Source organism: Evansella sp. AB-rgal1, assembly GCF_041820985.1.
In the GTDB taxonomy this organism is placed as follows: domain Bacteria; phylum Bacillota; class Bacilli; order Bacillales; family Salisediminibacteriaceae; genus Evansella.
In genome coordinates, this window is record NZ_JBGUAU010000009.1 from 19502 (window position 1) to 31509 (window position 12008).

Sequence of the window (12008 nt, forward strand, 5' to 3'; positions counted from 1 at the left end):
AGAAAACATGTACGTTGTGGCGTCTTTTGAATATTCTGATGCCCTTGAGACTGCGGTAGCCAGTCTAGAAAACATTGGAATAAAAAATAAAGATATCTTAGTTATTCCTTTAGATAAAAGGACAGAAAGCACTAAAATATTTGATAGCATTCACAGTTCGGATGGAAAGAGCCTAACAGACTTTGCAGCAATACTCGGAACAATCTTCATGCTGCTAGGTGGAATATATGGTTTCATTTTACCCATGGGTCCAATTTTTGGTGCGTTAATTGGTTTAGTTTTTGGACTTCTTTTTGGGTTTGGATGTGATTATTTTTACACAAAGAAAAAAGAGAAATCGATGTTAATCAAAGACAATCTGACGGAAGTTTTCCTTATGGTAAAATGTAGCGATTCTCAAGTAGATAAGATTAGGAAGATGCTATGGGAACAATTTGCTTTAGGAGTAGCAACATTAACTAAAGAAAGCAAATAAACCTTAACTTCTGTTAAAGAATAAAGTAAATATACGTAATGTGCTTAACTTTAGATCAGAAGCGAGACCAGCACTGTATTTGTACTTACCAAGGAATTTACAGGTGGATTGCCATTACCATTTTACTAGGTACTTCCTATACAATATCAGTTTACTGCTTTCACGTAGATATGTATTGGCTTATAATTAAAATATGATTTAATAGTACTTTTTTACTATAAAAAGGGGATGAAGTAGGCAAATGTCGAACGCAACAGTAGAAGATAAACCAAATCGGAGTTTCACAGTCTCGGAAAAAGATATAATACGCCGTAATTTTATCGTTTTTATCGCTTTATCCATTGTCACAGGATTTATTGTGGGTGCTATGCTTACCCTTGGAGAATCACTTGGAGCAAATGATTTTTTCATGATCAGTTTAATGCTAGGGGTATGGGGAATAGTTACCATTTTCCACTTCAAGAAAATTTTAATCCAGTATATTAGCTATATTGCTGTTATCGGGTCAGCAATTACAACTTCTATCACATTGATTACGCAACCAGCTATTGGTAATGCATTTTCCATCTATTATATAATTATCTTAGCGTTAATATACATGAATCAAAAACTGTCTCTCCTCACTCAAGTTTATGGATTCATAATCTTAGTTTATATGGTTTACGGTCAGAATGATATATTACAGCTACCCCCAGAGGACCAGGCCACATTTATTATATATTATCTTTTAATTACGATTCTTATCGTAGCCCTATTGCAGGTGAACAAATCTGTTAATAAACAAATGGAATCTGCCAGAGTAGAAACAGAAAAATTATTGGAAGAACAACAGAAACAACAAGAGGCAATGGCTAAATTGGTTCAAAATGTAACAAAAAGTATGGAAGTCATCTCAAAATCAAGTGAAAGTAACAATCTTTCTTTTCATGAAATGAATAGCTCCTTTAGTGAGATTGCTTCGGGGGTAAATTCGCAGAACGAATCAACAGTTAGTATTAGTGAATCGGTAACTTCCATTACGGACCTAATCAAGAAAATGCATGATGCCATGACTGAATTAAAAGAAGAAACAACAGAAACAAATCAATTATCCACGGAAGGAGAAAAACAAATTTCATCTCTGACCGATATAGTAAATCAATTTAAAACGGAAATTGACTCCATGTCGAATGATTTTAGTATATTAATAGATAAGTTAAATGAAACGAGCCAATTCAGTAATACAATTAAAGAAATTGCAGAGCAGACAAACCTCCTCTCCTTGAATGCAAGTATAGAGGCTGCTAGAGCAGGAGAACATGGACGAGGTTTCTCCGTTGTTGCAAATGAAATTCGAAAATTGTCGGAAATGACATCCCATTCAGCAGATCAAATTTCTCATCAAATTAATGCATTTAAGCAACAATCCGATCAGACACGTTCCCTTATGCAAACTGTGGCAGAACGAATGGATGACAGTTTTGATGTTACAGCGAAGACGAATGACTCTTTTAAGTTAATAAACACAGCTATTACGAAGCTATCAAAGCTTGCTGATAACGGAAGCAACCTCATTTCCGAAATCAATCAAACTGTTAATACAATTAACGGATCCACGGAAGAACTTGCTGCGGTAAGTGAACAATCTAGTGCCTCACTACAAGAGTTAATTGCTACTTTGGAAAGTATATTAGATAGCAACACAAGTAGTTTAAGCAGCATAAAAGAGGTTGAAGAGACTCTGAAGAAATCTTCTTGAAAATACAGTGAGCCTTGTAGGTAATGTACCTACAAGGCTCCTGTATATTTTACCCCAACTTATATTAGTAATAATAACACATCTTTACGTACCTACTCCAAAATTTAACTAGCTAGCCGTCTTCTTACTCCCACCTGCTTGAAGTTGATACATATGATGGTATCTTCCCTTTAGCTTCATAAGCTCCTCATGATTTCCTCGTTCTACAATTTCACCATGATCTAGAACGAGAATTTGATCTGCTTGGCGAATAGTAGAGAGTCGGTGGGCAATTACGAAAGTAGTTCGTCCTTGTTTTACCACATCCAACGCTTGTTGTATAACTTCTTCTGTTTCTGTATCGATGTTGGCTGTTGCTTCATCAAGAATTAAGATTGGTGGATTATAAACGAGAGCCCTTGCGAAAGAAATGAGTTGTCGCTGACCTGAAGACAACGTACTTCCCTTTTCCTTCACTTCTTCATCAATACCATTAGGAAAAGCGCGGATCATATCTCCTGCTCCTACTTTTTCAAGAGCATCCATAATTTCTTCTCTTGTAATCGTTGGATCATCCATACTCACATTCGTAGCAATTGTTCCTGTAAACATGTATGGATCCTGAAGTACGATCGCCATATGCTCTCGAAGCGCTTGTTTTGATTGAGAATGAATATCTATTCCATCCACCGTGATTTTTCCTTTTTGGTGGTCATAAAATCGGAACAATATATTCATCATGGAACTTTTCCCTGAACCAGTATGACCAACGAAGGCAACAGTTTCTCCTTGTTTAGCAGAGAAGGATATATTTTTTAACACATACTCCTCTTTTTCATACGCAAAGGAAACATTGTCAAAGGAAACGTCCCCTTTAAATCTTGGCACTTTCTCTTCAGATAACGCGACTCCCGGTTCATCCATTAACGTAAATACTCTTTCTCCTGCTATTCTAGCTTCTTCTAATTGAGACAACTGATTGACGATACCAGTAACTGGTTCGAAAAGACGGTTGATGTAGTCAACAAAGGCGTATAACACTCCTAACGTAACTACTGTTCCTACACCTAGTGCACCACCGCCAAAATACCAAATCAGTGCGACAAAGGTAAGATTTCGCAAAAAGTTTACGAGATTAAAAGAAGTCATTGCATTTAAATTTAACAATTTATTGTTAAACTGAAAGTGCTCTTTGTTTAACTTCTCAAACTCATTACTCACTTCTTTTTCACGACCAAATGCTTTGATAATCGGCATTCCTTGAATACTCTCATTAATCTTCCCATTAATATCACTTAATCGTTCCCGAATCATACGATTGTATTTCCCTGCAAATTTACGATAAAACATCATCCATACGATGATGATTGGGATTAAAATTAGCGTACCCGTAGCTAATTGAGCGTCAAGTAAATACAATGCGATAAAAATCCCCGTCATATAAATGATACTTGTAAAAAAGGTAGATAACACACGAACGTAAAGCTCCCGAATTGCTTCTGTATCATTCGTTATTCTTGAAACAATCTTTCCTGCTGGAAGATGATCAAAATAATTGATCGGAAGTTGATGTACCTTCGCGAAAACATCCTCACGCATTTTTTTTATAATCCGATTTGCGGAGGTTTGGAGTAAATACCGCTGATGATAATGCAAAAATGCTGCAATGATAATTAACAATAGATACCCTCCCATGAGGTAGATAAGATATTGTACCTCTGGTTGGAAAAATTGAATGATTTCTGATTGCTCCAACGATTCCACAGGATATCTTGCTGCATTCTCTCCACGAGTAATCGTAAGCAAGCCATCCTCTACTGTCCTTTCTCCATCAAACTCTAGCAATTGATCTACAAAATAGTAGGTTAATCCTATTTGAACGATTTGAGCTTGATGATGATTATCTGGGATCCCATCGTATCGGTCTGATCGGATAAATTCACGATTTTGATACGTTACTTCTCCCTGTTCTTGAACCTCTACCCATGGTCGTTCAATCCCAAGTATGTGGTTATCTATCATTGTTTTCGCAATAAAAGGACCTGTTAGCTCGGCACTTACCGCTATCGTCAAAAATAGTAGAGCTAAGAGAATCGATCTTTTGCATTGGAGAGCATAGCGAAATAATCGTTTTCCTACTTGCATTTTCATTTCGCTGCCACCACCTTTGTTTGCTTATTTGCTTCTTCCATTTGCTGTTTCGAATATTGCTCAGAATACCAGCCTTGTAACATCATTAATTCTTCATGTGTTCCCCGCTCCACAATTGTTCCGTTATCTAACACAATAATGATATCTGCATGTCTAACGGCAGACATTCGATGAGCGGTAATGAACGTTGTTTTTCCAGCACGTTCCTTACGAATATTTTGTACAATGGTTGTTTCTGTTTTAGCATCTACTGCAGACAATGCATCGTCTAATAATAAGATTTCAGGATTTTTAATCAGCGCTCTTGCAATGGAGATTCGCTGCTTTTGTCCACCAGATAACGAGACACCCTTTTCCCCAACGAGCGTTTCAATTCCATTAGAGAACGTATCAATATCTGCTGTAATAGACGCTAGATCCATCACACGATATAAATCATAGTCTTCTGCATCTGGTCGTCCGAATAGGATATTTTCACGTATTGTTTTGGAAAACAAGAATTGATCTTGCGGCACATAGCCGATCCAACTCTTCAGTTGAGATAAATCGATCTTTTCAATTGCTGTATCTGATATAAAAAGCTGATTCTCCTTGATTGGGTATTCACGTAACAGTTGCTTGAAAAAACTCGTTTTTCCGCTTCCTGTTTTACCAACTACTCCTACGGTTGACCCTTTTGGAATGCAGACAGAAATATTTTTTAATACAGACTCCTCTGAGCTTGGATAAGCAAATGTTAGAGATGTAAACTCAATCTCTTTCGGTTCTACGACAGATACAATTTCCTCATTATTTCTTACATCTGGCTCATAATCAAATGTTGTGTTAATACGGTCCATGGATGCATTTCCTCGCTGCATAATGTTCATTAACTCACCGAATGCAAACATAGGCCATATTAACATTCCTAGGTAGATGTTAAACGATACGAGCTGTCCCAGTGTAATTTCATTATGAAACACAAGAAATGCTCCATAACCTAAACCGATCATATAACTTAAACCTACAAGTATTTTTATTGTGGGTTCGAATAATGCATCAATTTTAGCAACCGCAATATTTTTCTGTAAAACATCATTTGTTAAGTTCGCAAATCGTTTCTGATCATCCTTTTCCTTTACGAACGCCCGAATCACTCGAACTCCTGCAATCGATTCTAGCACCTGATCGTTCATACCTCCAAATGCATCCTGAGCTTTCATAAATCTCTCATGAATGATTTTCCCATAGCGTTTCATGAGATAAGCCATAATTGGTAATGGCAAAATCGCCGCTAACGTGAGCTTCCAGCTTACGAGTACGGACATCATAAACAGAATAACGATCAGGAATATCGTGGAATCTACAAGAGTTAACACCCCGAATCCCGTCGTTAACGAAATAGCCTTAAGATCGTTCGTTGCCTTTGCCATCAAATCTCCCGTCTTATTTTTCTCATAAAACGTAGGGGTCATTTTCATTAAATGATGCATGTATTTCGAACGAAGTGATCGTTCAATAATATAAGCCCCACCAAATAACTGACGCATCCAAACATACGTCATGAGGTAGATAACTGTCATTAATCCAAGCAAAAATAATATATAAAATGTTAATCTCTCCGCAGTTAATTGACCTTGATGAATTTCATCAATGAAATAACCTAGCAATCTTGGCGGAGTAACTTCTAGTAAACTTACAATCAATAAAAGTGTTAGTGCTATCGTATATCTCTTCCAATGTTGCTTGAAAAACCATGTCAGTTTCTTTAAAACTGAGAACATATTTTCATCTCCTTAGCGTTATTCATTTGTCTCCTCTTTCGTACTATCCGCCACCTGAAGCTTCCTTCTCTGTTAGTCGCTTTTTTCTGATCCAAAGTAAAATAATCATTTTTCTTCCTCCAATTTATTTTTTATATGTGATCGGCTTTATAGTAAACATTTAATGACCTAAAAGCCGGTAGCACCTTTGCCTTGAAACACAAAAAGACACACGGGTATCGTATGCTTGCCCGAGTGTCTTTTATAAAAAAATGGTTGGCTAGAACAAGTGGGAAATATCCCCTGTTTCCTTCATGCCAAATTGTTTTATAAAATAGAAAAGGTGCATGCCACAATGTGTTGTGACCTGCACCTTATTATTACGTAAAGAAACAAACCTAGTTCTTTATCATATTAATTCAGGTGGAGTCACAACATGATTATTCAGTTTTCCAGCAATTACAATTGCTACATTCATAGAAATAATGTTAATCATGCCGTTCTCCCCCTTTCGAAAAATTTAGTAATTTTAGGTAATTTCCTTTCTTAATGTAGCACTATCGCTTCTCTTCGTCAACAGATTTTTAAAAATATTTTCGTTTTTTATTTGAAACCTTTTGATTAAAATAGTAGTTATATAGACGAGGGGAGGCCGGAAGCATGTGCGAAACAACGGAACAGGAGCAACAATGGATTCGTGATGCGCTAGATGGTGATGACCAAGCTTATTATGATTTGATTCAGTCATACCATTCTACTGTAGAGCGCTTTGCACGACAAATCGGCGTACGAGATGAAGATATACAGGATGTAACTCAAGAGGTCTTTATTAAAGTTTATCGTTTTTTACACAAGTATTCACGAGGAAAGTTCAGCACGTGGCTTTATAGTGTCACCCTGAATGTAGCTAAAGATTTTTTCCGAAAACAGAAACGTGAGAAGAGAAAAGTTCAAAAAACGATTCAGGAAAAACCTGTCACGTTTTATGAGGAAAACCTAGACTTGTCTGATGATGCACGCATTTTGCATGAAACCATCCAATCAATGGATGAAAAATATAGAGTTCCAATCGTACTTTTTTATTTTCATGAAGCATCCATAAAAGAAATTTCTTCAATAATGGGAATGCGGGAGTCAACGGTAAAAACAAGACTAAAACGCGGGAAAGAGCGTTTGAAAGATTGTTTAGAGGGAGGTGGTCTTGTTTATGAATCAAAAGCGTTTTGATAAAGGAATGGATGAATTAAAAAATAAATATAATGAAACCCCTTCTGAAACATCTGCAAGTACTATCTTCAAATCTGTTCAGAACGATAAGCGCTATCGGGAAAGAAGAAAATCGTTCTTTTCCAAATATGGTGGTGTCGCAGCTGCAATGATCGGGGTAATTTTCATCATAGGAATATTATTTAATTCCGTTATGTCTGGATTTCATATGGGGAGTAGCGATAGTAATGAAGCTGCTTCGGATGATGCTGGTTATCATTATAATGACGATAGTGGCGATGGTAGAAGTGCAGAGGAAGGTTCTCCTACTTCAGAGCATGATGTATTATCAGGTAGTGATGATACATCAAATAATAGCAATGAGGAATTGGATTATGATGATAACGCAGATTATGATGCTCCGTTTGAGGATAGATTTTATCCAGGTGAACGTGAGGATATGTTAATAAAAGAAGTGGATACTGGCGGAAGGTTGGAAAGAGTCATCTATGAGCTTTATTGGAATGAAGAACTTCAGTTTTCCACATATATTAATCCAACGTTTGACCTAAGTATTTCTGGTAATATAGGAACAGGATCAGTGAAAATTTTTATGTCGGAAAATTCGTGGTTGTGGGTCTCAAGGCTAAATTCTACTGATATAGATGGGTTTGTGGAAGACTATTATTCCGAGTTGATTGCTCGTGGGTTTGAGGAAATGGAAACAGGACCTCAGTTTGATACTGTAGAAAGATACAGTAGATGGGCACACTCTGAGGATGGTGTTTTCCTCGATTTTGCAGTATTAAGAGATGGAGATTCAATATATTACATGGAAGCACAGCAACCTGTAGTTGCAGAAAATCCATTGTTTGAGGACGCGTTAGAGACATTTGTGAATGAGTTAGTGTTTGAGTGATAAACATTGTTTGAAGTTTAATTTAGAGGATCAATTAAAGCCATGGGATTGTTGGTGTTCCCATGGCCTTTTGATTTTGTCTATCCTGAAATACTCGTTATCAAACGGATATAAAATATCTAGTATTTCTAACTTTGATGGTAGTTATTCCATTCGTTTCAGCCCATTCGCGTTCCTAGGGGAGCTGCCGAGCCTTCTACACTCCTACGTCGCTCCGAAGTCTCGCCTCTGCTCTGCATCCCACAGGAGTCTCATGGGCTTTCACTCATTCCATATAATATGGGTAGCACTTTATCCTACTTCGTAACGTATTTTCATCCTTCATGGTGTAAATTGTCACTTGCATGGAGGTCTATCCTGTTATTTATCGTTTAGAATTTCTTCGATTTTTTCAAGAACATCACTTGATAATTCAATGTCAGCTGCTAGAGCGTTTTCTTCCACTTGCTCAGGTCGACTTGCACCAATAAGGGCACTTGAAACGTTAGGCTGACGTAAGATCCATGCTAATGCTAACTGAGAGAGCTTTACGTTCTGTTCGTTTGCTATTCCTTCGAGTTGTTCTACTTTTGTAAGCATATTATCTTCTAAGAATTGCTCTACGAATTTCTTCAGATCAGGGTTTGTTGCACGAGTTCCTTCCGGCAAAGCTTGCCCTTTTTTATATTTCCCAGTAAGTACTCCTTGAGCAAGTGGCGAAAAGACTACTTGGCCGATGCCATACTTTTCACTAACAGGGATAATCTCTTTTTCAATATACCGATTTAGCATGTTGTATACCGGTTGATTTACAACGATTCGATCAAGAAGATATTTATCGGCAATACGGATTGCTTCCTCTATTTGAGCTGCGGACCATTCACTAATACCTGCATAAAGAATTTTCCCCTGGCGTAGCATGTCGTCAATAGTGCGTAGGGTTTCTTCAACAGGCGTAGTTGGATCGTATCTGTGGCAGTAGTAAATGTCGATGTAATCAAGTCCAAGGCGGTCCAGACTTGCATGTAATTGTTCGAAAACATGTTTACGTGATAGTCCACGATCGTTTGGTCCTTCTCCCATTTGTCCAAACACTTTTGTTGCAAGAACGTATGACTCACGCGGGTATTTCTGGAGCACTTGTCCAACTACTTTTTCTGCTTCTCCACGAGCATACACATTTGCTGTGTCAAAGAAGTTAATTCCTAACTCATATGCTTTATCAATCGTTTTCTCTGCTTGATCTTTTTCCACACTATTCCCGTATGTTAACCAACTTCCTAAACTAATTTCACTTACTTTTAACCCGGTTCTTCCTAATTGACGGTATTTCATAGACTTAGAACCTCCCAGTATAGGTATGTAATTTTTCTATCACTTTTATTATAATGGATAATCTTAGAAGGAGAAAACAAAAGACACAATATTGCCACGGGCCTGGTCCCTGAACTTTTGTTCTGGGACCAGGCCCGTGTATTTTTTGTGAACTTACTTGATTATTTTATTTTAATTCTCCATGGTTGTTCTAGGTAGTTAGGGTAATAGTAAAATGTAAAGTGTAAATATCTATCTTCTAGCTTTTCAGCAAAATGAAATCTTTCATTAAATGAGAAACTATCAGGCTGCACTTCTTCCTCACTACTTATAGCTGAACTTCCTTCCGTTTTAACTTCTACACCCTTCTCATTGTATATTTGACTACTTAGTAAATTATACCGATTTGGATTATCATCAAGAGCTAGCTCCGTTAATGTATATTCCAGAGTAATCATTTTATCTGTTATTACCAAAGTATCTATCTTCATATTACTTGGACCGGATAGCATTTTATTTTCTATCGTATCAATTATCACTGAATCCTTATCCTTAGGTAAAGCACTTATTTTCGAACCTTTTAAATACAATTCATCAGGTACACCATCAAAGTGAAGACTATCTAAAAATAAAACACGTTTCCCATCCTCACCTGCTCCAAAACCTATCATTCCTCCACTAACCCTAGACCATTCATTGCCTGCCCCATCTACCAATACAATATCCTTCAAATCATATATTTCATACTCATTTTCTTCGGAATATTCATAAACGACTGCTGTTTTCGTTGGGTATATAATTACCTCATGAATATAGATTTCCTGGTTTTCAATCATTATTGTTTTATTAACTTCAAATTCTTGTGTTAACTCTTCAAAAGCTTCATGTGGAATATCTATCGTTAGTTCCCATGGAAAAGGATCATTTCCATCTGCAACGGAATCTTCCAAAAACTGAAAACCCATTTTTAACGTTTCAGGTACTTTTCCTTCTAGTGGAAAACTTATTTCAATTGTATCTCGCCATATCTCCTGCTCTGTAAAATCATATCTTCCCCAATAACTATATACAGCTTCGATTCCATTACCATTTTGATTGTGTAACATGATATCGCGAATCTCACCATCTTTACGTTCTGAACCACGATCGATGAGAGAATAAAAAATAACGAGTCGTGACTCATCGACAATAACTCCTTCTATATCAACCATAATTCCATGTGCATTAGCTGTAGCATCCACTGGAACGATAAAATCATTTTCAATAGCAGTTCGTAAGTTATCATCATGTACTACTATTTCTACTAATTTATTTAAAATAGGTATTTCGGATAATGCAGATGCAAAGGTTGGTGAAACACGGATAGACGTAATTAATAGAATAAATATTGCCGCCGCTGTTAGTGTTGAACGAACAAATACCTTTCTATTTCTTCTTAGCACTCTCCCCTTTGCCATTCCCCGCTCGATTGCAAGATCCACTTCTGACGGAGGAGAAATCGTATGCAGCTTATCCTTCACGTTTTTCATATCGTTATTATTACTCATATAAATCCGCCTCCTGTAAATCTAGCTTTAACTCTTGCAGAGCGCGTCGTAACCACGATTTTATTGTTCCTTCAGGCTTTTGCAAAATATCTGCGATTTGTTGCACTGTTAAATCTTCGAAAAACTTAAGAATTATTACGTTTCGGTAGTCAGGCTTTAACCCTTTCATTGATTGATCGAGCATAAGTTTCGTGTCGTGGTCTAATGTATTGGAGCCGTTTCTCATTTCCAAATCTTGTTGCTCAACAACTGTATACCTTTTCTTTCGCTTCCATTCATCGTTACAATAATTAATTAATATCCGGATAAGCCACGTTTGAAAAAAAGAAGGATCTCGTAGTTTCTTTATCATCTTATATGCACGAAACGTCACTTCTTGTATAGCTTCGATCGCATCCTCTTCTCTCTTTAAATACGTTAAAGCCATTCGATAAAGCTGATTCTTGTGTATCATCATCAGTTCATAAAATGCATCATCGTTCCCCTTCTGAGCTAACTTAACTAACTCTATTTCTTTCATAGTGTTCCCTCTCTCTTCATAGAACATATTCTTTTTATTTTTAATTTACACCCATTAGACCAAGAACACTGAAAAAACGATTCAGATTCAAGAAAAAAATTTTGTCACAAAATCGTGCGCGGTCTGGTCCCCGAAAAAAAGTTCAGGGACCAGGTCCCTGAACTTTTTGTGTCTATTTATAGATTCGAAGAACGTGCCCTCCGCACCCACATTGATCAATATACTTCATATCTAGTATATCATGAAACTTCTCATTTAATATTGAGGTTAAATACTGCTCGGGATTCCCAAAATTATGAGGGGTAACAAGATTCACGTACGTACCTGACTGCGTTTCTTCCACAGCTTCAATTGCATGCTTTATCACGAGCTCCCGATCATCTTCGTATTCTCCGTGTTCTAATGAAGCAGACCAAGATTTTGTCAAAAGTCTTCCTC

10 protein-coding genes are annotated in these 12008 nt (G+C 37.0%); 4 read left to right on the top strand and 6 right to left on the bottom strand.

Features of this window, described 5'->3' with window-relative positions; translation table 11 throughout:
* Window positions 1-7: 7 nt before the first annotated feature.
* Both ACERII_RS09200 and ACERII_RS09205 read left to right on the top strand, forming a co-directional pair.
* Complete coding sequence (locus ACERII_RS09200; RefSeq protein WP_373641770.1) at window positions 8-475, top strand: hypothetical protein; 468 nt, start codon at window positions 8-10, stop codon at window positions 473-475.
* 241 nt (window positions 476-716) lie between these two features.
* Window positions 717-2213, top strand: a complete 1497-nt coding sequence (locus ACERII_RS09205; protein ID WP_373641771.1) for a methyl-accepting chemotaxis protein — start codon at window positions 717-719, stop codon at window positions 2211-2213.
* A gap of 108 nt (window positions 2214-2321) precedes the next feature.
* On the opposite strand, the gene ACERII_RS09210 is transcribed toward ACERII_RS09205, so the two are convergent.
* Together ACERII_RS09210 and ACERII_RS09215 are read right to left on the bottom strand one after the other, a co-directional pair.
* Window positions 2322-4337, bottom strand: coding sequence for an ABC transporter ATP-binding protein (locus ACERII_RS09210; protein ID WP_373642007.1), 2016 nt, complete (start codon window positions 4335-4337; stop codon window positions 2322-2324).
* 2 nt (window positions 4338-4339) lie between these two features.
* Window positions 4340-6106, bottom strand: a complete 1767-nt coding sequence (locus ACERII_RS09215; RefSeq protein WP_373641772.1) for an ABC transporter ATP-binding protein — start codon at window positions 6104-6106, stop codon at window positions 4340-4342.
* A 639-nt stretch (window positions 6107-6745) separates the two neighbouring features.
* Between ACERII_RS09215 and ACERII_RS09220 the strand changes: the two genes are divergently transcribed.
* Both ACERII_RS09220 and ACERII_RS09225 read left to right on the top strand, forming a co-directional pair.
* Window positions 6746-7312 (top strand): RNA polymerase sigma factor, encoded by a 567-nt coding sequence (locus ACERII_RS09220; RefSeq protein ID WP_373641774.1) that lies wholly within the window; start codon window positions 6746-6748, stop codon window positions 7310-7312.
* Complete coding sequence (locus ACERII_RS09225; protein ID WP_373641775.1) at window positions 7293-8210, top strand: hypothetical protein; 918 nt, start codon at window positions 7293-7295, stop codon at window positions 8208-8210. Before ACERII_RS09220 ends, ACERII_RS09225 begins: the two co-directional genes overlap by 20 nt.
* Before the next feature lie 360 nt (window positions 8211-8570).
* Here ACERII_RS09225 and ACERII_RS09230 read toward each other — a convergent pair whose 3' ends face one another.
* The 4 genes from ACERII_RS09230 to ACERII_RS09245 all read right to left on the bottom strand — a co-directional run bounded on the left by ACERII_RS09230 (window position 8571) and on the right by ACERII_RS09245 (window position 11997).
* Window positions 8571-9524: an aldo/keto reductase family protein gene (locus ACERII_RS09230; RefSeq protein WP_373641777.1), complete on the bottom strand. Its 954-nt coding sequence runs from the start codon at window positions 9522-9524 to the stop codon at window positions 8571-8573.
* A gap of 161 nt (window positions 9525-9685) precedes the next feature.
* A complete protein-coding gene (locus tag ACERII_RS09235; RefSeq protein ID WP_373641779.1) occupies window positions 9686-11050 on the bottom strand; it encodes a DUF4179 domain-containing protein in 1365 nt (454 codons plus the stop codon).
* Window positions 11043-11570, bottom strand: coding sequence for a sigma-70 family RNA polymerase sigma factor (locus ACERII_RS09240; RefSeq protein WP_373641780.1), 528 nt, complete (start codon window positions 11568-11570; stop codon window positions 11043-11045). Before ACERII_RS09240 ends, ACERII_RS09235 begins: the two co-directional genes overlap by 8 nt.
* A 172-nt stretch (window positions 11571-11742) precedes the next feature.
* Window positions 11743-11997, bottom strand: a complete 255-nt coding sequence (locus ACERII_RS09245) for a CGCGG family putative rSAM-modified RiPP protein (protein ID WP_373641781.1) — start codon at window positions 11995-11997, stop codon at window positions 11743-11745.
* Window positions 11998-12008: the final 11 nt, after the last annotated feature.